Source organism: Qipengyuania aurantiaca, from assembly GCF_019711375.1.
In the GTDB taxonomy this organism is placed as follows: Bacteria; Pseudomonadota; Alphaproteobacteria; order Sphingomonadales; family Sphingomonadaceae; genus Qipengyuania; species Qipengyuania aurantiaca.
The window spans coordinates 2,260,906-2,284,559 of the sequence record NZ_CP081295.1; the positions used below are offsets into that span (position 1 = coordinate 2,260,906).

22 protein-coding genes and 1 tRNA gene are annotated in these 23,654 nt (G+C 64.9%); 18 read left to right on the forward strand and 5 right to left on the reverse strand.

Annotated features, from left to right (window positions below):
• Positions 1 to 70: 70 nt before the first annotated feature.
• Both K3148_RS11005 and K3148_RS13970 read right to left on the reverse strand, forming a co-directional pair.
• Positions 71 to 253 carry a Flp family type IVb pilin gene (locus K3148_RS11005; RefSeq protein WP_221424838.1) on the reverse strand — a complete coding sequence of 61 codons (183 nt, stop codon included), beginning with the start codon at positions 251 to 253 and terminating at the stop codon, positions 71 to 73.
• Between the two features lie 118 nt (positions 254 to 371).
• The gene (locus K3148_RS13970; RefSeq protein ID WP_221424839.1) at positions 372 to 554 is read right to left on the reverse strand and encodes a Flp family type IVb pilin; all 183 of its coding nucleotides are present in this window, start codon (positions 552 to 554) and stop codon (positions 372 to 374) included.
• An 86-nt stretch (positions 555 to 640) separates the two neighbouring features.
• Between K3148_RS13970 and K3148_RS11015 the strand changes: the two genes are divergently transcribed.
• The 3 genes from K3148_RS11015 (at position 641) to K3148_RS11025 (ending at position 1,947) form a co-directional block, all read left to right on the forward strand.
• Complete coding sequence (locus K3148_RS11015; RefSeq protein WP_345719533.1) at positions 641 to 1,063, forward strand: (deoxy)nucleoside triphosphate pyrophosphohydrolase; 423 nt, start codon at positions 641 to 643, stop codon at positions 1,061 to 1,063.
• Between the two features lie 44 nt (positions 1,064 to 1,107).
• A tRNA-Arg gene (locus K3148_RS11020) sits at positions 1,108 to 1,184 on the forward strand.
• A gap of 625 nt (positions 1,185 to 1,809) precedes the next feature.
• Positions 1,810 to 1,947 carry a hypothetical protein gene (locus K3148_RS11025; RefSeq protein ID WP_221424840.1) on the forward strand — a complete coding sequence of 46 codons (138 nt, stop codon included), beginning with the start codon at positions 1,810 to 1,812 and terminating at the stop codon, positions 1,945 to 1,947.
• Between the two features lie 3 nt (positions 1,948 to 1,950).
• On the opposite strand, the gene K3148_RS11030 is transcribed toward K3148_RS11025, so the two are convergent.
• Positions 1,951 to 2,349, reverse strand: a complete 399-nt coding sequence (locus tag K3148_RS11030) for a metallopeptidase family protein (RefSeq protein ID WP_221424841.1) — start codon at positions 2,347 to 2,349, stop codon at positions 1,951 to 1,953.
• A 95-nt stretch (positions 2,350 to 2,444) separates the two neighbouring features.
• On the opposite strand from K3148_RS11030, the gene K3148_RS11035 reads away from it, so the two are divergent.
• The 4 genes from K3148_RS11035 (at position 2,445) to K3148_RS11050 (ending at position 7,254) form a co-directional block, all read left to right on the forward strand.
• Positions 2,445 to 2,936 carry a hemerythrin domain-containing protein gene (locus tag K3148_RS11035; RefSeq protein WP_221424842.1) on the forward strand — a complete coding sequence of 164 codons (492 nt, stop codon included), beginning with the start codon at positions 2,445 to 2,447 and terminating at the stop codon, positions 2,934 to 2,936.
• Between the two features lie 2 nt (positions 2,937 to 2,938).
• Entirely contained in the window at positions 2,939 to 4,489 is a 1,551-nt protein-coding gene (locus K3148_RS11040; RefSeq protein WP_221424843.1) for a phospholipase D-like domain-containing protein, read from the forward strand.
• Positions 4,486 to 5,097 carry a GTP cyclohydrolase I FolE gene (gene folE, locus K3148_RS11045; protein WP_221424844.1) on the forward strand — a complete coding sequence of 204 codons (612 nt, stop codon included), beginning with the start codon at positions 4,486 to 4,488 and terminating at the stop codon, positions 5,095 to 5,097. Before K3148_RS11040 ends, folE begins: the two co-directional genes overlap by 4 nt.
• Positions 5,098 to 5,271: 174 nt before the next feature.
• A complete protein-coding gene (locus K3148_RS11050) occupies positions 5,272 to 7,254 on the forward strand; it encodes a TIR domain-containing protein (RefSeq protein ID WP_221424845.1) in 1,983 nt (660 codons plus the stop codon).
• A 129-nt stretch (positions 7,255 to 7,383) separates the two neighbouring features.
• Here the strand turns inward: K3148_RS11050 and K3148_RS11055 are convergent, their stop codons facing one another.
• A complete protein-coding gene (locus K3148_RS11055; RefSeq protein ID WP_221424846.1) occupies positions 7,384 to 7,863 on the reverse strand; it encodes a peroxiredoxin in 480 nt (159 codons plus the stop codon).
• A 178-nt stretch (positions 7,864 to 8,041) separates the two neighbouring features.
• On the opposite strand from K3148_RS11055, the gene K3148_RS11060 reads away from it, so the two are divergent.
• The 11 genes from K3148_RS11060 to K3148_RS11110 all read left to right on the forward strand — a co-directional run bounded on the left by K3148_RS11060 (position 8,042) and on the right by K3148_RS11110 (position 22,901).
• Positions 8,042 to 8,497, forward strand: coding sequence for an S-adenosyl-L-homocysteine hydrolase (locus K3148_RS11060; protein ID WP_221424847.1), 456 nt, complete (start codon positions 8,042 to 8,044; stop codon positions 8,495 to 8,497).
• A gap of 154 nt (positions 8,498 to 8,651) precedes the next feature.
• Positions 8,652 to 10,061 carry an adenosylhomocysteinase gene (ahcY, locus tag K3148_RS11065; RefSeq protein ID WP_221424848.1) on the forward strand — a complete coding sequence of 470 codons (1,410 nt, stop codon included), beginning with the start codon at positions 8,652 to 8,654 and terminating at the stop codon, positions 10,059 to 10,061.
• Positions 10,062 to 10,167: 106 nt separating this feature from the next.
• Positions 10,168 to 12,510, forward strand: a complete 2,343-nt coding sequence (locus K3148_RS11070) for a sensor histidine kinase (RefSeq protein ID WP_221424849.1) — start codon at positions 10,168 to 10,170, stop codon at positions 12,508 to 12,510.
• Positions 12,507 to 12,956, forward strand: coding sequence for a tRNA (adenosine(37)-N6)-threonylcarbamoyltransferase complex ATPase subunit type 1 TsaE (tsaE, locus tag K3148_RS11075; RefSeq protein WP_221424850.1), 450 nt, complete (start codon positions 12,507 to 12,509; stop codon positions 12,954 to 12,956). Before K3148_RS11070 ends, tsaE begins: the two co-directional genes overlap by 4 nt.
• The gene (locus K3148_RS11080; RefSeq protein ID WP_221424851.1) at positions 12,953 to 13,942 is read left to right on the forward strand and encodes an aminoglycoside phosphotransferase family protein; all 990 of its coding nucleotides are present in this window, start codon (positions 12,953 to 12,955) and stop codon (positions 13,940 to 13,942) included. Before tsaE ends, K3148_RS11080 begins: the two co-directional genes overlap by 4 nt.
• Entirely contained in the window at positions 13,939 to 14,661 is a 723-nt protein-coding gene (locus K3148_RS11085; RefSeq protein ID WP_221424852.1) for a nucleotidyltransferase family protein, read from the forward strand. Before K3148_RS11080 ends, K3148_RS11085 begins: the two co-directional genes overlap by 4 nt.
• On the forward strand, positions 14,654 to 17,671 hold the full coding sequence (addB, locus tag K3148_RS11090) for a double-strand break repair protein AddB (protein ID WP_221424853.1): 3,018 nt from the start codon (positions 14,654 to 14,656) through the stop codon (positions 17,669 to 17,671). Before K3148_RS11085 ends, addB begins: the two co-directional genes overlap by 8 nt.
• Complete coding sequence (gene addA, locus K3148_RS11095; protein ID WP_221424854.1) at positions 17,668 to 21,147, forward strand: double-strand break repair helicase AddA; 3,480 nt, start codon at positions 17,668 to 17,670, stop codon at positions 21,145 to 21,147. Before addB ends, addA begins: the two co-directional genes overlap by 4 nt.
• A 54-nt stretch (positions 21,148 to 21,201) precedes the next feature.
• Positions 21,202 to 21,522 carry a thioredoxin gene (trxA, locus tag K3148_RS11100; RefSeq protein WP_221424855.1) on the forward strand — a complete coding sequence of 107 codons (321 nt, stop codon included), beginning with the start codon at positions 21,202 to 21,204 and terminating at the stop codon, positions 21,520 to 21,522.
• Positions 21,523 to 21,591: 69 nt separating this feature from the next.
• Entirely contained in the window at positions 21,592 to 22,377 is a 786-nt protein-coding gene (locus tag K3148_RS11105) for a LysR substrate-binding domain-containing protein (RefSeq protein ID WP_221424856.1), read from the forward strand.
• Entirely contained in the window at positions 22,377 to 22,901 is a 525-nt protein-coding gene (locus K3148_RS11110) for a GNAT family N-acetyltransferase (protein WP_221424857.1), read from the forward strand. Before K3148_RS11105 ends, K3148_RS11110 begins: the two co-directional genes overlap by 1 nt.
• On the opposite strand, the gene K3148_RS11115 is transcribed toward K3148_RS11110, so the two are convergent.
• Positions 22,898 to 23,605, reverse strand: coding sequence for a helix-turn-helix transcriptional regulator (locus tag K3148_RS11115; RefSeq protein WP_221424858.1), 708 nt, complete (start codon positions 23,603 to 23,605; stop codon positions 22,898 to 22,900). The two genes, K3148_RS11110 and K3148_RS11115, sit on opposite strands and share 4 nt — an antisense overlap.
• Between the last annotated feature and the right edge of the window lie 49 nt (positions 23,606 to 23,654).

The window sequence follows — 23,654 nt, forward strand, 5'->3', positions numbered from 1 at the left end:
CGCCGATTTCAGGCAAAAGAAAAGGCGGCGAGGGAGACCTCGCCGCCTTTCTTTTAGCTTTCGCCGTCGATTAGACGTTGGCGGCGCTTGCCGTCGACATCGCACCCGAAACGGTGTTGAAGGTGCCGCTGAGCTCGCCACCGAGGCTCTGCATTGCAGCGATCGCGGCGACCGAGATCAGAGCAGCAATGAGGCCGTATTCGATTGCGGTGGCGCCTTCTTCGTTACGACGCAGCTTGTTGATGAACTTCATAATATGTCTCCTGGTTCAGTCTTCGGTACCCGACTCTCACCGCGTCCTAACGGCTTGAGCTATCCTTGCTTTTGATGCCGACTGATTGATAAATCCCTAATTCAGCCGACAAAAATTTTCAGACGTTGGCGCGGGCTGAGGAGACGGCCGAGCTGACCGTGTACCACATCTCGACTGCGGTCTGACCGAAGTTCGAGACCGCTGCCATCATCGAAACGAAAATCAAAGCGAGGATCAGCCCGTACTCGACAGCGGTTGCTCCCCGTTCGTCGTGTCCCAGTTTTTTCAGAAATTGGACCACTTGGTTTGCCCCCAAAGTCAATTCGTAGCTGACACCTATGAAGTAGTCCGGCAGGTCTTAAGAAAGTGTTGCGAGGATCGATAAGTTTGGAAAATTATCCGACATGGATGCCCGTCGTGGCGGTCGCCCTATATAAAGAGGACGGGCGCTGGCTGATGCATCGCCGACCGGCCGGAAAACAGCATGGCGGTCTGTGGGAATTTCCCGGCGGCAAGGTCGAATCGGACGAAAGTCCCGCAAATGCGCTGGTTCGCGAGATTCGCGAGGAGCTGGGAATCGCGATCGACGCGAGCGATCTGAAGCCGGCTGGATTCGCTCAGGAGGGTGAGGGAGAACGGCCGCGCCCGATTGTCATCATGCTTTACACTTGTACTGTCTGGGAGGGGGAACCGCAGGCGCTGGAAGGCGGAGCGATCGACTGGTTCACGCCGGATGACGTGCTGGCGCTCGACAAACCACCGCTCGATCGCGCCCTGTCGTCCACTCTTTTTCAAAAAAGGCCGGATTAGGTGTTGCCAAGCTTCGACCCCCTGCCTATGTGCCGCCCTCCAACGCGCCAGTAGCTCAGCTGGATAGAGTACCTGACTACGAATCAGGCGGTCGGAGGTTCGAATCCTTCCTGGCGCGCCATTAAAGGCCATCCCTCGCAAGAGGGGTGGCCTTTAATGGTTCTGCCGTATGGAAGATTGGAAATTCGGAATCGAAGCACCGCAGGTGCGAAGATGGCCGAGCCCGCAGGGCGAGGACAATCCTTCCTGGCGCGCCACAAAAGCCCATGACCCCAAAACAGGGTCGTGGGCTTTTTTGGTGGGTCGGTATGATGGATCCGATTCGGACTCGAAGCGCCGCAGGCGCGGAGAGGGCCAGAGCCGCAAAGCGGCGGCGGCCAATCCGAGGAGCCGCAGGCGACGAGACGGGGCGGGCGCGCAGCGACCGGCCCAATCCTTTCCTCCCCAGACACCTTTCGTTCGCACGGAAGACCGTTTCTTTCGCGAGTCATACACGCTCCCCGCCCATGTCCCCCGACCGCGTGACGGATTCATGCAACACCGGTTAACCAAAAATCCCCAACCGCATGATTTGACGTGGTGAGTGCCGGATTTTCCGATAGCTCTCTGCCTTGCTCCTGCGAATCGATGGCCTGGGGACAAGGCTGCCGCAGGGGGAAGGGGCTGTATAATGATGGACAGGTCGCACATACTGTCGGCGGATGCGGGGGCATCCGCCATTGCACTTCGGAAGCGGGAGGCACGCCATGCAGGGTGAGCTACCGCAGGCATCCGAACAGGGGCGGGGCTCGTTCTGGGCCTGTCTCGCCAAACCGGGCCTGGTCGCCCAGCTGAGCGAGCCCGAACGTCACACCGAACGCGATTCGCGCGATGAGAGGGCCTGAAGCCTAGTCGGCATCATCCTCCAGCGCGTGCATGTCGTCGTCGCTGAAACCGAAATGATGACCCGCCTCGTGTATCACCACGTGGCGCACGAGGTCGTCCATCCGCACGCCGGTCTCGCGCCATTCGGCGATCAGTGGCTGGCGGAACAGCCATATGCGCGCCGGCATCCGGTGGCTTTCCCAGATCGAACGGTCGGGTAGCGCCTCGCCCTCGTAAAGGCCGGTCAGCTCCCACTTGTCCGAAAGCTCGACCGAGTGGAGCTGCTCGGGCGTGGCGAAATCCTCCACCCGCAGCACGATCTCGCCCATCTGCGCGCGGAACTCTTCCGGCAGCGCGGCGACGACCTGTTCGGCCATCAGCTGCATCTGTTCCTGCGTCGGCCCGGTTCGCTCGTGCATCATGCACCCGATATGCGGTGCGCGAGGCCCGGCTTCAAGCGCGCACGGAACCGGGTCCGCTCCCGCCTGTTCTGCAAGGGCAAAGGAGAAAACCGGACATGGCCGATACCAAAGAGATCTTCGACCGCCTGAAGAAGGACCACGACAAGCACCGCGAACTGCTGGACAAGCTGCTGGAGACGAGCGGCGACAGCCCGGAACGCGAATCGCTGTTCGAAGAGCTCACCAAGGAACTTAAGTCGCACGCCGCGGCCGAGGAGCAGGCGCTCTATTCGACCATGCTGCGCAAGCCGCCCACCACCGGCGAAACGCGCCATTCGGTGGCCGAACACCATGAGATCGAGGAAGCGCTCAACGATCTGGCCGCCACCGACATGTCCGAGGGCGGCTGGCTCACGAAGTTCAAGACCTTCGACCACGACTACCGCCACCACATCGACGAGGAAGAGGAAGAGCACTTCCCCGATTTCGCCAAGCACCTTACCGAAGAGGATATGGAGCATATGCGCTCGGTCTTCGAACGGCGTAAACAGGAAGAGAAGGCCGAGGCCGAGGTAACGCCCGAGAAGAAAGAGGACGCCAAGGAATAGGCATGGGCGAGGGGGCGAAGGACACAAGCGAAGACCTCAGCTGCACTTCGCAGCTGGAGCCGAGCGTGGAGCCGGGCGTGTGGCGTTACGAGAACGTCACGCGTGCCAGCGTCATTATCGATGCGGCGGACTATTTCGCCTTCATGCAGGAGGCAATGCTTGAAACGCGTCGCCGCCTGCTGCTGATCGGCTGGGACTTCGACACGCGCATCCATCTCGACCGCGGGCGGCGCTGGTGGCAGAGGCCCTGGAAACGCAGCTACCCCAGAAGGCTGGGCAGCTTCATTGCGTGGCTGGCGCGCAACCGCCCCAAGCTCGACATCCGAATTCTCAAGTGGAACTTCAGCATCTTCACGATGCCCACGCGGCCCACCATGCTGTGGGACCTGGCGCGTTGGGTTCGGCACAGCCGCATCAATTTCAAGTTCGACACCGCGCATCCCGTCGGCTGCAGCCATCACCAGAAGATCGCCGTGCTCGATGGGCAGGTGGCGGTGTGCGGCGGCATCGACATGACCGACAAGCGCTGGGACACGCGCGATCACCCCGAACATTGCGACAAGCGCAAGACGCCGAATGGTCGCCGCTACGACCCTTGGCACGACGCGACGATGATGCTCGAGGGCGATGCGGCAAAGGCGCTGGAGGAGCTGGGCGAGGACCGCTGGACCTGCGCCGGAGGAACTCCGCTGCCCGATTACGAGGACAGCCCCGGCTCGCCCTGGCCGGACGCGCTCGAGGCGCAGTTCGAGAATGTCGAGGTCGGCATCGCCCGCACCCGGGCCGAATATCGCAACTGGGACGGGGTTGATGAAATCGAGCAACTCTACATCCAGCAAATCAGGCGCGCGAAGCACTTCATCTACGCAGAGAGCCAGTACTTCGCTTCACGCGCGATTGCCGAAGCGATCCTCGAACGCGTGCAGGAAGAGGACCCGCCCGAGATCGTCATCGTCCATCCCGCCAATGCGGACGGCTGGCTGGAACAGCAGGCGATGGACCACGCGCGCGCCGAACTGGTGCGCTGTATAGAAGAAGCCGATCGCAAGGGCCGCTTCAGCATCTGGAACCCCTATTCGGGCGAGACCGCCATTTATGTCCATGCGAAGATCATGGTGGTGGACGATGAGATCCTGCGCATCGGCTCGGCCAATATGAACAACCGCTCGATGGGTCTCGACAGCGAATGCGATGTCTTCATCGACAAGACGCGCGCCGGAAACGAGCATGTCGGCGACGCCATCAGGGCTATCCGCTATTCGTTGCTGGCCGAGCATTGCGGGTTGGAGGAGGATGAAATCGGCGACCATTTGTCGCGCCATGGTTCGATGGCGGCGGTCATCGACCATTCGATCACCGAAGGCGGACGCAATTTGCTGCGCTACCATCCTCCCGAACTGAACGATGCGCAGGAGACGCTCGCGCAAAGCGGGCTGCTCGACCCCGAAGACCCGGACGACATGTTCGAGCCGTTTGCAAAGGGCGGCCTTTTGCGCAAGGGAAGCCGCCTCCACCGCATGCGCGAAAAGTTCAGAAGGAAAAACGGCACGTGAGCAGCCTGGTCGGCCCCGACGAAGACGATCCCCGCGGGAAACCTCCTGTCCCCCAGAATGTGCAGGACGCGATCCGCACACTGATTGAGTGGACGGGCGACGATCCGGAGCGCGAAGGCCTGCTCGACACGCCCGCCCGCGTCGCGCGCGCGTGGAAGGAATATTGCATCGGCTACACCGAGGATCCGGCCGTGCACCTGGGGCGCGTGTTCGAGGAAGTAGGCGGCTATAACGAGATCGTGCTGTTGAAGGACATCCCCTTCCAGTCGCATTGCGAACACCACATGGCCCCGATCATCGGCAAGGCGGCGATCGCCTATCTGCCGAACGACCGCGTGGTCGGCATCTCCAAGCTCGCCCGCGTGCTCCACGGCTTTGCTCGCCGCCTGCAGGTGCAGGAACGCCTGACCGCCGAGGTCGCCGACTGCATCTGGGAGAACCTACAGCCGCAAGGCGTTGCCGTGGTGATCGACGCCCAGCACGCCTGCATGACCGCCCGCGGCGTACGCACCCCGGGCGTCGGCATGGTCACCAGCCGTATGATGGGCACCTTCCTCGAAGACCAGCGCAGCCGCAAGGAAGTGCTGAGCCTTATGGGGTATGGGTAAGGGGCGACCGGCACAAAGCGGTCACTAGAGCGACGCGCCGCTTGACGAAATCGAACTTCTAATTCCAACTATGATGGAAATCGTGGCAAGCCTGTATCAAGGTTTACAGGCTGACACGACTTGCCGAGCGTCTGAAGACGCAGTTCGAGTGCAGTCAAATGGGGGCTAGGTTCTGTGGCCGACATCTTCTTGTCTTACGCTCGGGCCGACCAGCCGCGCATCGAAAAGCTCGCTGCCGCGCTTGAAGAAGCGGGTTTCACCTTGTGGTGGGACAGTCATCTGCGATCGGGAGCCGAGTTTGCAGATGATATCGAAGCGGCCCTGAACGAAGCAGGGCAGGTCATCGTCGCCTGGTCGGCCGACGCCGTGAAATCACGCTGGGTGCGCGACGAGGCTTCGGAGGCTGCGGAACAGAATAAGCTGGTCTCGATCAGTCTCGACGACACCGCTCCGCCCATGGGTTTCCGGCAGTTTCACGCCACCGACATGAAGGGCTGGAAGGGCGGCGCGCTACCGGCCGCCTTGCTGGACGCTTTGGGAAAAGACGTGCCGGCAAGCGCCCGTCCCGCCCCATCGTCCGGCCTCAAGAAGCGGGTCGTCCTGGCTGGCGCGGCTATCGCCCTTGCTCTGGCAGGAGGCACCTATGTCGCCACGCAGGGCCTGCCGGGCAGCGCGACTATCGCCCAAGCGCCTGTGAGCCTCGCCGTCCTGCCGCTTACCAGCAGCGACGAAGAACTGGCCGCCAAGGGACCGGGCCTGTCGAGCGCGCTCAGCAACGGCCTCGCCAGTGCCAGCGGCATAACGATGATCGCCGGCACTTCGACTGGGGCGGCCGCCGCCCGCAAGCTCTCGGCGCGCGAAATCGGCACCGAACTTGGCGCAACCCACCTCCTCGAAGGCCAGATTCTACCGGTGGATGATGACGCGGTGCGGGTTATCCTGTCGCTGGTCGATACCGCCACCGGCCGCCAGATCTGGAGCGACAGCATCGAAGGCAGTCGCCAGATCACCCCGCGCCTGACACGCGAACTCGTCTCTGCGGCTGGCCTTGCCATGAAAGCCCGGCTTGGAACGGGTGCCGCCCAGCGCCTAGCCGGAAGCGACATATCTTCGGAGGCTTACGAAGCCTACCTTAGTGCGCTGGAGAAAATTTCCCTGCGCTTCGACGACGAGGACCGTATCGGCGCCTACCGGCTCCTGCGCCGCGTCACCGAACTGGCGCCCGATTTCGCGCCGGGCCATGCTTCCCTGGCTTATATCATCGCGAACAGCCCCCGTTCGGCGCTGGGCGATGAAGATACGATCCGTCGCCAGTATAACGCGGCGATCGAGCGGGCGCTTTCGCTCGACCCCGGCAATGTCGAAGCGCGCGCGGCACAGGCGATCGGCGCCTATCCATGGGACCGGGACGTCGAGGCGGCGATGACGCTGTCCAGCGCGCTGATCAAGGACCACCCCAACGAACCCATGGCGCAGGAAGCCATGGCCTATGCGCTCGATAACGCAGGACGGCATGTCGAGGCGCATGACTATTACGAACGCGTTCTCGCCTCCGATCCGCTCAGCGAGCAGAGGCGTGTCAATATGTACAACAACTATTTCAAATTCGGCACCTTCGATGGCCTCGAAAAGCTCGTTGCGCGCTGCAAGGATTGCGCCACTACGCCCGACTGGCTGCTGTTCGGGTTCGTCATGCTCGACGGGGACATGGCTGACTATGAGAGGCTATGGCCCGATCTCTCCAAGCAACTTGTCGGGGGCAGCTTGTCGCAGGAGGAGATCGACGTGCTGGGAGCTTATCTCCCGGCCTACATCGAAGGGAGTCCGGCACCGGTCCCGAAGCTTATTCTGGACGCAGCAAACCCTTTTACCGTGACAGCCGCCTACCGCACCGTTGGCGAGGAGGAAGCGCTACGCCAGCTTCAACGACTGCTCGACCGGGACTGGCCGGCCGGGGGCGTCGATTTCCTGACCGACAAACGCAGCCGCTTGTCCCCAAGGCTCCGGGCGACACCGACATACCACGCCTTGTTCGAGGGCTTTTACCAGCAGCAGCTGGTCGAATACCGACGCAAGAATGGCGTCATGGCCGGCTTGCCGCTCGATTCCAATGAAGTTGCCGCCGAAGAGCGCCGACTCGCCAAGCTCGATCGCTGATGGCCTTCGCTCTCGTATGGAGCTGAGGCTCGAAACTTTATTCTGACTACCAGATCACTGACAAAAAACGCCCCGCCGTGCCGGGTGGCAGGGGCGGGGCGCTTTTTCATCCTTTAGGATGCGCGAGGCCTACATCTGGCCGAGCATGTGCTCCGCGCTCGAGACCGAGAAATCGCCCGGCGCTTCGACGTTGAGCTGCTTCACCACGCCGTCTTCGACCAGCATCGAATAGCGCTGGCTACGGTGGCCCATGCCGAAGCCGGTGAAATCGGCGTCGAGGCCGGTTTCCTTGGCGAATTCGCCATTGCCGTCGGCCAGCATGGTGATGTCGTCGCTGCCCGCGCTCTGCTTCCATGCGCCCATGACGAAAGCGTCATTGACCGAGGTCGCGACGATCTCGTCCACGCCCTTGGCCTTCAACTCCTCGGCCTTTTCGACGAAGCCGGGCAGGTGCTTGGCGGAGCAAGTCGGGGTGAAGGCGCCGGGCACAGCGAAGAGCGCCACGGTCTTGCCGGCGAAGTAATCCGCGGCCTGGACCTGCTCGGGGCCTTCGGCGGTTGCCTTGAGCAGTTTCACGTCGGGAAGGCGGTCGCCCACAGCGATTGTCATAGGTTAAAACTCCTGTGTCTTTTCGTCCACACCCAGCATCTAGTGAGACGGGCCGTGCATGCAAGGGCGGCGGATGGTTAACCGCGGTTTACTTTGCGGGTTTAAATTTTCGTAAATCCTTTGCACCCACACTCTCCTCAACAGGCACGGGATGCCTGTCAGACGGGAGTATTGGGACATGTTCAAGAAGACGATTGCAGCCGCCGCGACGGCCGCTGCCCTTATGATGACGCCGACCACCGCTGCTGCTGCGAGCCAGGACGAACAGGTCCGCAAGCTCGACATCATGCTGATGGTCACCTCGCTGCGCTGCCGCATGGGTTCGGACGATTTCCAGCCTCAGTACCGCAAGTTCTCGGCCAGCCACATCACGGCTCTGAATGCGGCCGCACGCCGCCTCGAGAGCGGTCTTGTCGCTCGCCACGGGAAGAAGGGCGCTGCACGCGCTCTCGATCGCATCAGTGTCGGCATGGCCAATCAGTACGGTCAGGGCCACCCCTGGCTCGGTTGCGCCGAACTGAAGGAAATCACTACCGACCTGGCGCAGAGCAAGGATCCGGCAATTCTCGCCCAGGCAGCCGACGAGCTGCTGGGACCGGCGCCGCGCAGCGGGGGGCGCTGGGCACGGCGTTAAGGCCTTTCGGGATCGTATGACCGGAAGGGCCAGGGGCTAGCTTGCCCTGACGGTGACGAAAGGCTAGGGGCGGCGCCAGATTGGTGCCGCCCTTTTCGTATGCGCGGTCCATTTTTTCGAAACTGTATCTATCGCTAAATACTAAGGACCGCCCGTGGCCCAGTTCAACGACTACGTCATCAAGGATATCAGCCTCGCCGATTACGGCCGCGAGGAAATCCGTATCGCCGAAACCGAAATGCCGGGCCTGATGGCCACGCGCGAGGAATATGGCGCAGAGCAGCCCCTGAAGGGCGCGCGCATCGTGGGCTCGCTCCACATGACCATCCAGACCGCCGTGCTGATCGAAACGCTGGTCGCGCTGGGCGCCGAAGTGCGCTGGGCGACCTGCAACATCTTCTCGACCCAGGACCACGCCGCCGCCGCCATCGCCGCGCAGGACATCCCCGTCTTCGCCGTGAAGGGCGAAAGCCTGGCCGATTACTGGGACTATGTCGGCAAGATCTTCGACTGGTCGAGCGAGGCCGATGAAGACCTCACCGCCAACCTCATCCTCGACGATGGCGGCGACGCTACCGCTTTCGCCCTCTGGGGTGCTCGCATCGAAGCCGGCGAGGAAATGCCCGAGCCGCAGAACGCCGAAGAAATCGAAATGCAGCGCGCGCTGAAGGAATTCCTCAAGCGCAAGCCGGGTTACCTCACCAAGTCGGTGAAGGCGATCAAGGGCGTTTCGGAAGAGACCACCACGGGTGTCCACCGCCTCTACCACCTCGCCAAGGCCGGCAAGCTGCCGTTCCCCGCGATCAACGTGAACGACAGCGTCACCAAGTCGAAGTTCGACAACCTCTACGGCTGCCGCGAGTCGCTGGTCGACGCCATCCGCCGCGCCACCGACGTCATGCTTTCGGGCAAGGTCGCCCTGGTCGCCGGCTTCGGCGATGTCGGCAAGGGCTCGGCCCAGTCGCTCCGCAACGGCGGCGCGCGCGTGCTCGTCACCGAAATCGACCCGATCTGCGCCCTGCAGGCCGCCATGGACGGCTTCGAAGTCGTGACCATGGAAGAAGGCGTGAAGCGCGCCGACATCTTCGTCACCACCACCGGTAACGAAGACGTGATCACCGCGGAGCACATGAAGGCGATGAAGCCGATGAGCATCGTGTGCAACATCGGTCACTTCGACAGCGAGATCCAGATTTCGGCGCTCGACAATTACGAGTGGACCGAGCTGAAGCCCGGCACCGACCTCGTGAAGTTCCCCGACGGCAAGGAAATCATCGTGCTGGCCAAGGGCCGCCTGGTGAACCTCGCCTGCGCCACCGGTCACCCCAGCTTCGTGATGAGCTGTTCCTTCACCAACCAGGTGCTGGCGCAGATCGAGCTGTGGAAGAACACGGACAGCTACCAGAACGACGTCTACGTCCTGCCCAAGAAGCTCGACGAAAAGGTCGCCGCGCTCCACCTCGACAAGCTCGGCGTCCAGCTGACCAAGCTTTCGCAGAGCCAGGCCGATTACATCGGCGTGCCGGTCGAAGGCCCGTTCAAGCCGGAGCACTATCGCTACTAAGCGGATATTATCGCTACTAAGCGGGTAATTTCGGGGCGGTTCTCAATTTGGGGGCCGCCCCGCATTGCAGTTGCATCCTGCCAGTTAGCCTAATAGCTGGAGCGTAATGGAAATTACGCCTGTATCCGCGGTCATCCTCGGCCTGCTGCTTGCGCTGTGGTCGGTCGGTGCCATGTGGTTGATGTTCAAGGCCAGCCGCGAGACGCAGGGCGCTGCCGGACATCGCAAGGTCGCCCGCCGTCTTTCGCGCATGATCGAGGAAGGCCCGGCGATCCCGCTGCTGGTGCGGGTCGATGGCCGGATCGAGGCGCCGGACCGCTTCGCCCGCTGGGTCGGGCTCGACAAGGTCCCCGAATATCTCACCGAACTCGCAGGCCGCGACGGGATGGGCCTGTCCGAAGAGCAGGTCGAGCGCCTGTCCGCCCATGTGCGGCGCACGCAGAAAAGCGCCAAGCCTTTCAAGATGGCCCTGCGCCCGCCCGGTTCGCGCAAGACGCTGGCGCTGCGCGGGGCGCTGGCCGATCCGGCGGTGTCGCCCAGCGGGGCGGCGCTGATCTGGGTCTTCGACTTTACCGAGACCGAGGACGAACTGGCGCGCCTTGGCGAGGAAGCGGCGCGAGCGCGTGACGATTTCGGTGCGCTGGTCGGCCTGATCGAGGCCGCGCCCATGCCGATGTGGTTCCGCGGCGCCGACATGCAATTGCGCCTCGTAAACAAGGCCTATGTCGACGCGGTCGGGGCGCAGAGCGCGGACCAGGTCGTGGCCGAGCAAATCGAACTGGTCGAACAGGTCGGCGGACGCACCGCCGCGCAGGTCGCGCAGCAGGCGGCCGACCGCCGCCAGCCGATCGAGCGCATTCTTTCGGCCACCATCAACAACGCCCGCCGCACCGTGCGCGTGACCGACCTTCCGCTCGTGGGCGAGGGGATCGCGGGCTACGCGGTCGATATCGAGGAAATGGAAGAGCAGGCGCGCGAATTCCGGGCTTTCCGCGAGGCGCAGCGTTCGATGCTCGACCAGCTGTCCATCGGCGTGGCACAGTTCGATGCGCAGCATCGAATGACCTTCGCCAATCAGCCGTTCCACCGCGTCTTCGCGCTGCCGCCGGGCGTGGTGAGCGAGCGCATCCGCTTCGACCAGATGCTGATGATCGCGCGCGAGAACGGGCGCATTCCCGAAGTCCGCGATTTCCCCACCTGGCGCAAGGAACTGGCCGAGTGGTTCCTCAAGGACGAGCCCGAGGAGCACCAGTGGCCGCTGCCCGACAGCACGCATTTGCGCCTCGTCTCCCAGCCGCTGCCCGATGGAGGGCTGGTGCTGATCGCGGAAGACCGGACTGAACAGCTGGCGCTCTCCGCCACCCGTGACACGCTGCTGCGCACCCGGACCGCCACTTTCGACAGCCTGTTCGAAGCGCTCGCCGTCTTCGCGCCCGACGGGCATCTCGAATTGTGGAACCGCGGCTTCCCGATTGCCTGGGGCCTCGAAAGCGAAGTGCTCGACGGGCACCCGCAGGCAGAGCAACTGCTTGAGGCGATCGGCAAGCAACTCGCCGACCCGAAGGAAATTTCGCAGATCGGGCAGACGATCCGCGCCGCCACGCTCGACCGCAAGCCGCGCGACGGGCGCATCCAGCTCGCCGATGGCCGCACGCTGACCTACGCCGGCGTGCCGCTGCCCGATGGGAACGGCCTCCTCACCGTGCTCGACGTTACCGCCTCGCAAAAGGCGGAAGAGGCTTTGCGCGAACGCAACCGCGCGCTGGAGGAAGCCGATGCGGTGATGACGCGCTTCCTCGCCAATATGTCCTACGAATTCCGCACCCCGCTGACCTCCATCGGCGGCTTTGCGGAGCTGCTGAACCAGGGCATTGCGGGCGAGCTGACCCCGCAGGCCAAGGAATATATCCAGGCGATCACCCTCTCGGTCGGCAAGCTGACCGAGCAGGTCGAAAACGTGCTCGACCTCTCGCAGTCCGAGGCGGGCCTCATGCCGCTGCGCAAGGCCAAGGTCGAACTGCTGCCCTTCATCGAACAGATCGTGCGCAAGCGCGAGGAGGCGATTCTCGGTGCCGGACTGACGCTCGATCTCAAGGGCAATGCGAACAAGGTCGTGGAAGCCGATCCGCAGCAATTGCAGCGCGCGCTTGGGCAATTGCTCGATAACGCCATTTCCCACACCCCGCGCGGCGGGCGCATCCTGATCGATATCGCCAAGCGCCGCGGATTGAACCGCATCGCGATCTCCGACAATGGCGAGGGCATGAGCCAGCACGAACTCGCCCGCGCGCTCGAAGGCATCCGCATGAGCGAGGACGGCAAGGGCATCGAACGGCGGCAGGGCCTCGGCATCCCGCTCGCCCGCCAACTGGTCGAAGCCCATGGCGGCACGCTGGAATTCCAGACCCGCAAGAACGCCGGCACCACGGCAACGATAACGCTGCCGTGATCGAGGACCTGCCCGATCTCGGCGCGATGGAGTCGCTCGGCCAACGCATTGCGGCGCGCCTCCAGCCGGGTGACGTGGTGGCGCTTACGGGCGGGCTGGGCGCGGGCAAGACCACACTTGCGCGGGCCATCATCGCCGCGCTGGGCCATACGGGGGAAGTCCCGTCGCCGACCTTCACCATCATCGAAACCTACGACCATCTGCGCCTGCCGCTGGTCCATGCCGATTTCTACCGGCTCGAAGACCCGTCCGAAACGCAGGAGATCGGCCTCGACGACTACCGTGACGGCGCCGCGCTTATCGCCGAGTGGCCCGATCACGCGGGCGGTTTCGAGCATGAGCCGGAATGCCTCGCAATTACGCTGGAAACGCCAGCAGAAAATGGGGGCGATGGTAGACAAGCCATTGTGAAGGGAGGCAAGGCTTGGCAAAGCCGCATGCCATGAGCGACGCGATCTTCGAAGACATCCAGAGCTTCCTTGGTGCCACCCGCTGGGAGGGCGCCGAAATCGCCCCGCTGGTGGGCGATGCCAGCTTCCGCCGCTATTTCCGTATCCGCCGCGGCGGGCAGAGCGCGATGCTGATGCACGCACCGCCCCCGCATGAAGACCCCAAGCCCTTCCTCCACGTGGCCGAATGGCTCAACGCCAACGGTATGCGCGGACCGGAAATCTACCGCGAGGACGCAGGGCAGGGTTGGGTGCTGACCGAGGATTTCGGCGACACTCGGATGAAGGAATGGATCGACGATCATCCGGGCGACGAGCACGATATCTACGCCAAGGCGATCGAAACGCTGGTGCAGCTGCACCAGCTCCCGCCGGGACCCTTCGAACCCTATGACATGGCCGTCTACCAGCGCGAGGCCGCGCTCTTTACCGAATGGTATTGCCCCGCCGCCGGCCTCACGGTCGACGAGGCAGGCTGGACCGCTGCATGGGAAGAGGCGCTTGCCCCCATGCTGGAGCGGCAGGACCCGGGCGTCACCGTCCTGCGCGATTACCACGCGGAAAACATCATGCTGCTCGAAGAGCGCAAGCTGGCAGGCGAACAGGGTCTGATCGATTTCCAGGACGCGCTGGTCGGCCACCCGGCCTACGATCTCGTCAGCCTGCTTCAGGACGCACGGCGCGACGTGTCGGAACAACTCGAACACGACATGCTCTGCCGCTACCGCGCCGCCGCTGATCCGGGCGAGCATTTCGAAGCCGATTACGCCCGCCTCGGCGCGCAGCGCAACGCCAAGATCGTCGGCATCTTCACCCGCCTCTACAAGCGCGACGGCAAGCCGCGCTATCTCGGCATGATCCCGCGTGTGTGGAAGGCGATGGAGCGCGACCTTGCGCATGAGGCCATGGCCCCTGTGGCCGCGTGGTTCGAAGCCAATATCCCGCAGGACCTGCGCGACAGCCACGGCGGGGAAATCGCGTGAGCGCGCTCGTTTCCGACACGGCCATGCTGATGGCGGCGGGCTTGGGCAAGCGTATGCGCCCGCTCACTGCCACCATGCCCAAGCCCATGGTCCGCGTGGCCGGCAAGCCGCTGATCGACCGCGCGCTCGACCGGCTGGAAGACGCCGGTGTCGAGAAGGCGGTGGTCAACGTCCACTACCTCGCGGAATCGATCGAGGCGCATATCGGGCCGCGGCGAGCCCCTGCCATCACCTTCTCCGACGAGCGCGAGGAACTGCTCGAAACCGGCGGCGGCATGGTCAAGGCGCATGGGGCGGGGCTGCTGCCCGATCCCTTCTTCGCCTGCAACGCCGACAGCATCTGGCTCGACGGGCCGCGAAACGCCTTCGCCGATCTCTCGGCCGCCTGGGACCCGGAGCGGATGGACGCGCTGCTGCTGGTCGTGACCCACGCGCGCGCCCGCAATTTCGACGGGACGGGCGATTTCTACATGGACGGCGCAGGCCGCCTCAGCCGCAAGCGTCCCGACCGGATCGCGCCCTTCATTTACACCGGCATCCAGCTGGTATCGCACCGCCTGTTGCGCGAGGCGCCGCAAGGCAAGTTCTCGACCAATATCCTGTGGGATCGCGCGATCGAGGAAGACCGCCTGTTCGGCGTCGCCTTCACCGGCATGTGGTACGAAGTCGGCACGCCGCAGCATATCCGTCCCACCGAGGAGGCGTTGACGGGTGGCTGACGCGAAGGGCGGGCCGAACGTCTATTCCATTGCCGCGCACCGCGGATTTGCCGATGCCCTCGTGGCCGGCCTCGTGCCGCGTTACGCCGATGACGAGCTTGGTCTTGCCCGCCTGACCCTGCTTTTGCCGAGCGCGCGTGCGCGCCGCACCGTGTCCGAGGCCTTTATCCGCCACGCAGGCGAAAGCGGGCGAGCAGGGCTCCTGATGCCGCGGATGGCCGTGGTGGGCGACCTCGATCTGGACGAGGCGCTGGGGCCGCTGCTCGATCCCCTGGGGGCGAGCGACATTCCCCCCGCCATCGATCCGCAGCGCCGGATGTTCGCGCTCGCTCGCCTGATCGCGGAGGAAATGGGCGACGAGGCTCCCAAGGGCGCGACCCTGCTGCGCCTCGCCCGCGAAACCGGCGCGACGATGGACCGCTTGCTGGTGGAGGATGTCGGGCCGGAAAAGCTGGTCGACGAGAAGGTGGTCGATATCTTCCCCGACCTGTCGAAACACTGGCAGGATTCCATCCGCCTCTTTGCCAATGTGCAGGCCAAGTGGCTCGCCTGGCTGAACGCCGAGGGCATGCTGGACGCCGCCGCGCGTCGGAACCGCCTGTTCGACAAGGCGCGGCACGCTTGGAAGGCACAGCCGCCCGCGACCCCCATCGTCGCCGCCGGTGTGACCAGCGCCGCGCCCGCTCTGGCGAAGTTGCTGCGGGTTGTCAGTGAGCTTCCGGAAGGCGCTGTAATCCTGCCCGATTTCGACCTGACCATGGATGAGGGCGTGTGGGACGAACTGGGCCGCGCGGGCGCCGCGCCAACGCCCGGGGATACGGTCTTCGCGCGCGAGGACGCGGTCACTCATCCGCAATACCACCTCAAGCTGCTGCTCAACCGCATGGGCGTGGCGCGCGAGGAAGTGCAGCCGTGGCATCGCAAGGGCATGACCGCTGCGCCGCCCGAGCGAAGCCACGCCATCTCGGCGCTCTTCCTGCCGCCCGAATCGAGCAAGGTCTGGGTCGATCTCCCGTCCGAGAAACGCCGCCTGTCGGGCGTGCGGATCATGGAGGCCACCAACCCCGAAGAGGAAGCGCAGGCAATTGCGCTGCTGGTGCGCGAGGCGCTGGCTGAACCGGAGCGGCGTGTGGCCGTCGTCACGCCCGACCGGCCGCTTGCTCGCCGCGTGGTGCATCACCTCGCGCGCTGGAACATCGTGGCCGACGATTCCGCCGGTCGCCCGCTGTCGCACACGGCAGCGGGCCGCGCCTTCCTGCTCGCCGCCGAAGTGATGGCGGACTGCGCGAGGGCGGTTCCGCTGATGGCGCTGCTCGGACATCCGCTGGTCGATGGCGGGATGGAGCGAGGGGCTTGGCTGCGGCGGCTGCGGCGGCTGGAGCGTGCCTTGCGCGGTCCGCGCCTTGCGTCCGGCCTCGAACCGGCGCAGGCGGAGGTCGCGCGGCTGGCGGAGAAGTGGCCCGAGATGGCGGAGTGGTGGGCACCTGCCGAGGCGCAGCTCACCCCGCTCGTCGAACGCGACCGCGATACTCCGGAAAGCCTCGCCGATCTCATCGACACGCTTGCCGCCAGTGCGGAGGCTCTGTGCGGCGAAAAACTGTGGGCGCAGGAAGACGGGCGCACGCTGGCCGCATTTGTCGAGGAATTCCGTCTGCATGCTCGCGAGGCTGGCTTCGAGACCGCCCCGCGCGATGTGGGCCAGGTGCTTGCCGACGCGATGGAGGAACGCGCCGTACGCCCGCCCTATGGCGGCCATGCCCGTGTGCAGGTGCTCGGCCTGCTCGAAGCGCGTATGAACCGGGCCGACCTCGTCATCTGCGCAGGGCTCAACGAAGGTATCTGGCCGGCGCGCGGCAGTATCGACGCGCTGCTCGCCCCGCCGGTGCTGCGCACGCTCGGCGTGCCGGGCGGCGATTTCCGAATCGGCCTTTCGGCGCACGACCTTGCCGGGGCGATGGGCGCGCCCGAAGTGGTGCTGAGCCGGTCGCAGCGCGACGAGGGCGGCCCTGCCATTCCCAGCCGGTTCCTGCTGCGCGTGCAGGCTTTGCTTAGCGATCTGCTGCCGCGGCACGAGGAACAGGCGGCCATCGCACTCGCCCGCGCGATGACCCGCGCCGAGCCAGCGCCCGAATACCCGCGGCCCATGCCCAAGCCCTCGGCCGATCAGCGCGATGTCGACATCTCGGCCACCGCGCTCGACCGGCTGCTGGGCGATCCCTACCAGTTCTTCGCGCAAAAGATCATGGGACTCTCGGACCTCGACGCGCTCGATGCCGATCCGAACCCGCTGTGGCAGGGCAATATCGCGCATGCGATCCTCGAACGCTGGCACATCGCGAGGCGGACCGACCCTGCCGCCCGGATCGCGCCGATCATGGAAGAGGTGCTGGACGAGGAAAACGCCGATCCGCTGGTCCGCGGCCTGTGGCAGCCGCGCCTCCTGAAGGCTCTCGAATGGATCGAGGAGACGGTCGGCAACTACACGGATCGCGAAGTGCTGGCCGTCGAGGCGAAGGGCTCGATGCATGTCGAGGATGTTTTCGTCCACGGCCGAGCGGACCGGATCGACCGGCTGGAGGACGGGACCCTCGCCATCATCGATTATAAGACCCGCAAGCCGCCCAGCGCCGGGCAGGTGGAGCAGGGCTATGCGCTCCAGTTGGGCATTCTCGGGCTGATCGCCCAAGACGGCGGGTTCGAGGGGCTGACGGGCGATCCGGGAGGTTACGAGTACTGGTCGCTGGGCCGCGCGAAGGACGATAACCCGCATGGCTTCGGCTATGTCGACGTGCCGCTGAAAACCGGCAACAAGCGGAGCGGTCTGGAGCCGGAGGAATTCCTGCCGAGGACGCGCGAGAAGCTCAGGCTTGCCATCGGGAAATACATCAAGGGCACCGACCCGTTCACCGCGCGCGAGAACCCCGATTACCCGGCCTATGACACTTACGACCAGCTGATGCGGCTCGAGGAATGGCTGCCCAGACAGGCGGATGAGGAGGACCGGGCATGAGCGGCAAGGTCTATCCCCTGAAGGACGCGCAGGGCCTCAGCGTAAATCCAGAGGAGAGCGTGTGGCTGTCCGCCAGCGCGGGCACGGGCAAGACGCAGGTGCTCTCCGCCCGCGTGCTGCGCCTGCTGCTCCAGCCCGGCGCCGATCCTTCCCAGATCCTCTGCCTCACCTTCACCAAAGCGGGCGCGGCGGAGATGGCGGTGCGCGTCAACGCCGTGCTCGCGCGCTGGGTTCGCATGGATGCGGGCCAGTTGGCAAAGGAGCTGGGCTATCTTGGTGCGTCCATAGACCCCGAAACCCAGTCGCGCGCCCGTTCGCTGTTCGCCCGGGTGCTCGACTGCCCCGGCGGCGGCCTCAGGATCGATACGATCCACGCCTTTGCGCAATACCTCCTCGGCGCCTTCCCGAGCGAGGCGGGTGTGCTCCCCGGCAGCCAGCCGATGGAGGACCGCGACCGCGACTTGCTGAGCCGCGATGTCCTCTCGGACCTCCTCTCCGAAGGCGACCCGCACATTCGCGAGGCGGTGGCCGAAATGAGCCGCCGCAAGGGGCCGGACGCAGTGCTTAGCTGGCTGATGCGCTGCGCTCGACACAAGGAGTTGTGGGGCCAGCCTGGCTGGCAGCACGGGCTCGATCAGCCGGTGCGTCGCCTGCTCGGCATTCCGGTCGATGTGGACGAGGACTGGGTGGCCGAAGCTTGTTCGGACAGGCATTTCCCGGTCGATACCCTGCGCGCCATGCTGCCCGCGTTCGATGGGTGGAACACCAAGGGCGCAGAGACGAGCAGGGGCTTCATCCAGCACTGGTTGGCGCTCGAACCCGAAGCACGCCTCGCCGAGATAGACGGGTTCCGCCAGCGCAACTGCATTCTCAAGAAGGATGGCGACCCGACCTCGATGAAGGGAGCCGAGAAGAACGACCCCTCATTCGGCGACAAGCAGCAGGTGATTGCCGACGCCGTAAGGGAAGTGGCCGAACGCGCTGCCCTGCTCGACCTCGCCGCCTTCCTCGCCCCGCAACTCGAAGCCGGCCGCGCCTTTGCCAAACGCTGGGAGGAGGCCAAGGCGCGCGAGGGGCTGGTCGATTTCGACGATCTGATCCACCGCGCCGCGCGGCTCCTGTCCTCAAGCCAGATGGCCGACTGGATCCGCTACAAGCTCGACCGCAGCTTCGACCACATCCTCGTCGACGAGGCGCAGGACACCAACAAGGCGCAGTGGGCGATCGTGAAGGCGTTGACCGACGATTATTTCGACGGGCTGGGGGCGCGCGGCACGGCGGTGCGCACGATCTTCACCGTGGGCGATTACAAGCAGGCGATCTTCGGCTTCCAGGGCACCAGCCCGGAAAACTTCCGCGAGGCGCGTGACTATTTCCGCGAAAAGATGGACCGCGCCGCCGTGGCCGCCGAGGAAGCGCGCGCCAACGCCAACGCGGGCCGCCTCCAGGAGTTCGACCTCGAGCGCAGCTACCGCACCAACCAGACCGTGCTGAGCTTCGTCGACGACGCCATCTGCGCCATCGGCCCGGAAGGCCTCGGCCTCGACAAGAGCGATGGCGAACACCGTGGCAGCGACACACCCGGCATGGTCACGCTGTGGAAGGAAATCCGCATTGCCGAAGGCGGCGACGATGCGGACGAGGAAAAGGGCTGGCTCGCCCGCCACGACCGCAAGCTGGCCGACAACATCGCGCGGCAGGTCGCCGAATGGCTCGATCCTAAAGGCGAGGGCTTCACGCTGGTGAAGGGCGAGGCACGGCGCGCACAGGCCGGCGATGTCATGGTGCTGGTGCAGAAGCGGCGCGAACTGGCTTCGCTGATCGTGGCGCGGCTTTATGCGCATGGCGTCCCCGTGGCCGGGGTCGACCGCCTGCGCCTCGGCAACCCGCTGGCGGTCAAGGACCTGATGGCGGCGATCCGTTTCGCCGCGCAGCCGCTCGACGATCTGACGCTGGCCAATCTCCTCGTCTCGCCGCTGATCGGCTGGAGCCAGGAGGATTTGTTGGTCTTCGGATATCGCACCAAGGGCGTGCGCCTGTGGCAGCATTTGCGCAGTTCGGACGAGCCGCGCGTTGCCCAGACCGTCCATACCTTGCGCGAAATCCTTCGCCGGGCCGATTTCGACAGCCCGCAGCAATTGCTGCACTGGATTCTGGTCGGCCCGATAGACGGACGCCGCGCACTTGTCGCCCGGCTGGGGCGCGAGGCCAACGACCCGATCGACGAACTGCTCAACGCTGCCAACGCCTTCGCCGCCAGCCATGTGGCCAGCCTGCAAGGTTTCATCCGCTGGTTCGACGCGGGCGATGGCGAGTTGAAGCGCGAGGCGGGCGAGGGCGGGGACCAGGTTCGCGTGATGACCGTCCACGGCTCCAAGGGGTTGCAGGCCCCTATCGTAATCCTTGCCGATGCGGCGATCCGCCCCGATGCCTCGGGCGAGCTTACGCTCGAGGAACAGGTGCTGGGTGCGGAAGAAAGCAATGTGGTTCCGCTGCCTGCGCTGACGAGCGACGAGAAGGTCGGCCCGGTGCGCGCGGTGGAGGAGGTGAACGCCGCGCGCTCGATGCAGGAACACTGGCGGCTGCTTTATGTCGCCATGACCCGCGCGGAAGAGGCGCTGTTCATTGGCGGCTCGCTCGGCCCGCGCGATGCGAAGAACGGCCCGCACGAGGACAGCTGGTACGCGCGTCTTGCGGCGCTGTTCGATACCGACGCGGCGCTGGACGACCCGATCTGGGGCGCGCGCTGGGAGGGCGGGGAACGCGCTCCGTCCGTGCCGCCTGCCGAGACTTCCATCCCCGAACCAGCGCGCGAATTGCCGCTCTGGGCCAGGCAGCCCGTCGGTCCCGAACCGCGCCCGCCGCGTCCACTGGCTCCTTCGGGACTGGGCGAGGTCGAAGGAAGCGATCCGCCGCTGCCGCCCGAGGTTGCAGCCGGTGCCGCAAGACGCGGCGTGCTGATCCACGCGCTGCTCGAACGCCTGCCCGAAGTGCCTCGCGTGCACCGCGACGAACGGGCGCGTGGCTGGCTCGCCCAGCAGGCACTTGACCTCGACAAATCGGAGCGCGAGGAAATGCTCGCCCGCGCGCTCGCGGTGCTAGAGGAACCGGGCTTTGCCGATATCTTCGGCGCGCAGGCTCTGGCCGAGATCCCGCTTGCCGCCACGGTGGAGGGGCAGGTCGTCATGGGCACGGCCGACCGGCTGCTGGTGACGCCCGAGAAAATCACCGTGGTCGATTTCAAGACCGCGCGCCGTCCGCCCACTTCGCTGGACGGCGTTCCCGACAGCACCCTGCGCCAGATGGCCGCCTATGTCGCGGCGCTGCAGGCGATCTATCCGGGCCGCGCGGTGGAGGCGGCCGTCCTCTATACCCAGACGCCGCAGCTCATCGCCTTGCCGGGCGAGCGCCTCGCTGCCTACAAGGCGGCGTTTGCGGATCGGCAGGAAAGCTTTGGCCTGCCACCCGTTGAGTAATCGAACCCCGCGCCCATATGGGCGGGCAAGACATCAGATATCAGGAGTATTCCCATGGCCACCATCAACGTCACCGACGAAGGTTTCCAGAAAGACGTTCTCGACAGCGACAAGCCCGTTCTCGTGGATTTCTGGGCCGATTGGTGCGGGCCGTGCAAGATGATCGCCCCGGCGCTGGAAGAGCTGTCGGACGAGCTGGGCGACAAGGTCACCATCGCCAAGATGGATATCATGGAAAACACTGGCGTGCCGGGCGCGATGGGCGTGCAGTCGATCCCCTATCTCGTCCTGTTCAAGAATGGCGAACCGGCGGCCCATATGCGCGGTGCCGCGCCCAAGGGCCAGCTCAAGCAGTGGCTCGAAGGCGAACTCTAAACCGCCCTTCCGGCTCCCAATGTGCCGCATTCTTGTTTTGCGGCGCAACATTGCTAAACGCGTGAGACCATGAAGCGCACGCACCTGCCCCTCAACGCCCTGCGCGTCTATGACGCGGCGGCCCGTCACCTGAGCTTTACCCGCGCTGCGGACGAGTTGGCGGTGACGCCGGCTGCCGTCGGCCAGCAGATCCGCGCGCTGGAAGACCATCTCGGCACTGTCCTCTTTCGTCGCACCAGCAAGGGGCTGGAACTGACGCAGGAAGGCTCGGCCGGTCTCGACGCTTTGCGCGAAGGTTTCCTCAAGTTCGAGGAAAGCGTTTCCGCCATGCAGGCGGGGCAGGCTTCGGACAGCTACACCATTGCCTGTCCGCGCGAATTCTATGCCCAGTGGCTGGCGCCGCGGCTGGCCGAGTTCGCGAAGGAAAGGCCGGACATCAAGTTCACCTTCGTTGCCGACGAGAACGCCGATTTCACCGAGGCGAACCTCGATTGCGCGATCCGGCTGGTCGATGGTCCGGGCGATCTGCAGGGCGTCGAACTGGCCGCCGCGCGCCGTGTTACGGTTGCGGCTCCCGGCGCGCCCGACCGGTGGATCGACTGGGGCCTGCCGCTCCAGGACGGAGTGCAGGCGCATGTCACCGTGAGCAATGCCGGCCAGGCGCTCTCGGGCGCGATGGCGGGACTGGGCAAGGCGATCCTGCCCGAATTGCTTGCCAAGGAAGCGGTCGAGGCAGGCCGGTTGCAAGTGCTTGACGGCCCTGAAACCGGTACGCGGGCCTACTGGCTCGTCGCACCGACGCCGCAATGGCGGACCAAGAAGGTAAAAGCGCTCGTCGCATTTCTGGCGGGGTAATGGCTTCTGTTCCCTTTCTGAAGACCGAACGCTTCACCCTCCGCCCTTTGCGGCGTGAGGATACTGCGGCGCTGCTTCCCACTTTCGCGGATGGGGGTCAGAGCCTCTACCTCACGCGCCCCGCCTTCGAGAGCGAGGAAGAGCTGGCCGGCTGGCTCTTCGATCCGGACTGGAACGGGCGCACCTGGATTGCGGAGGATGCCGAGAGCCGCGTCGCGGGCCGCTTCGTCGCCGTGCCGGGGCTGGACGAGGGCGTGGCAGAGATTGGCTATGTCGTCTGCATGGACCGACAGCGCGAAGGCGTGGCGCGCGAATGCACGGCCGCGCTGGTCCGCCATCTCATAGAGGGAGAGGGGCTTCGCAAGCTTACCGCGGAGGTCGATGTTGAAAATACCCCATCGGTCCGCCTGCTCGAACGCCTCGGTTTCACCCGCGAGGCGTTGTTTCGGCAGCACGAGATCACGCACAAGGGGCTGTGCGACGTCGCGGTCTATGGCCTTCTGGCGACGGACCCGCTGCCCTAGACCGTTATCAGCTTGAGCTTGAGCGCCTTCACGGTCGCTCCCACACGGTCGCTCGCGCCGAGCTTGGCATAGAGACGCTTCACATAGGTCCCGACCGTATCGGCTGAAATCTTAAGCAACTGGGCGATGATCGTGTTCGACTTGCCCCGCGCAATCAGGCGCAGGACTTCCAGCTCGCGCTGCGATAGGCTGACCTCGCCCTCTTCGATGGTGACCAGCTGGCACACCCGGTCATGCGCCGCGCGGGCGACCATGGTGAGGGCGACGATCTGTTCCTCGGTGGGAGTCGCGTCGACCGGAAAGCCGAATGCGGCGTAGGCATCGCGGTTGTCGGGGCCATAGAGCGGTACGCCGAAGCCGTTGGCGATCCCGTGTTCGCGCAGCGCCGCGATGAAGCGTTCGACTTCGGGTGTGCGTTCGGCCCGGTCCAGCGCCTCTTCCCAGGAGATCGTGTGGCCGGCCCGCATGACCTCATCGGGGATCGGATCGCACTGGCGGAAGTCGGCGCTGTCGTAGAGGTCCAGCCAGTCCATCGAGAAGCCGCGCGACATGACCTGCGTCTCCCTCGAGACCTGCGAAGCGAAGACCGGCGTGAAGTGATAGCTGAACTTGTCCGCCCCGAAATGGTCCACCGCGCCGCGCACGTTCTGCCACAGCGAGGTGACGCAGGGGCTGCAGGCCAGTTCGACGAAAAGCGAATCCATAAGCTGCAATGCCTATCACGTGACGCTACGGCATCCTAGTATCCGCGCG

Coding starts and splice junctions, on each gene's coding strand:
- K3148_RS11005 (WP_221424838.1), bottom strand. CDS start 253: ATGAAGTTCATCAACAAGCTGCGTCGTAACGAAGAAGGCGCCACCGCA.
- K3148_RS11025 (WP_221424840.1), top strand. CDS start 1,810: ATGCAGGGTGAGCTACCGCAGGCATCCGAACAGGGGCGGGGCTCGTTC.
- K3148_RS11030 (WP_221424841.1), bottom strand. CDS start 2,349: ATGATGCACGAGCGAACCGGGCCGACGCAGGAACAGATGCAGCTGATG.
- K3148_RS11035 (WP_221424842.1), top strand. CDS start 2,445: ATGGCCGATACCAAAGAGATCTTCGACCGCCTGAAGAAGGACCACGAC.
- K3148_RS11040 (WP_221424843.1), top strand. CDS start 2,939: ATGGGCGAGGGGGCGAAGGACACAAGCGAAGACCTCAGCTGCACTTCG.
- K3148_RS11055 (WP_221424846.1), bottom strand. CDS start 7,863: ATGACAATCGCTGTGGGCGACCGCCTTCCCGACGTGAAACTGCTCAAG.
- K3148_RS11060 (WP_221424847.1), top strand. CDS start 8,042: ATGTTCAAGAAGACGATTGCAGCCGCCGCGACGGCCGCTGCCCTTATG.
- K3148_RS11070 (WP_221424849.1), top strand. CDS start 10,168: ATGGAAATTACGCCTGTATCCGCGGTCATCCTCGGCCTGCTGCTTGCG.
- K3148_RS11080 (WP_221424851.1), top strand. CDS start 12,953: ATGAGCGACGCGATCTTCGAAGACATCCAGAGCTTCCTTGGTGCCACC.
- addA (WP_221424854.1), top strand. CDS start 17,668: ATGAGCGGCAAGGTCTATCCCCTGAAGGACGCGCAGGGCCTCAGCGTA.
- trxA (WP_221424855.1), top strand. CDS start 21,202: ATGGCCACCATCAACGTCACCGACGAAGGTTTCCAGAAAGACGTTCTC.
- K3148_RS11105 (WP_221424856.1), top strand. CDS start 21,592: ATGAAGCGCACGCACCTGCCCCTCAACGCCCTGCGCGTCTATGACGCG.
- K3148_RS11110 (WP_221424857.1), top strand. CDS start 22,377: ATGGCTTCTGTTCCCTTTCTGAAGACCGAACGCTTCACCCTCCGCCCT.
- K3148_RS11115 (WP_221424858.1), bottom strand. CDS start 23,605: ATGGATTCGCTTTTCGTCGAACTGGCCTGCAGCCCCTGCGTCACCTCG.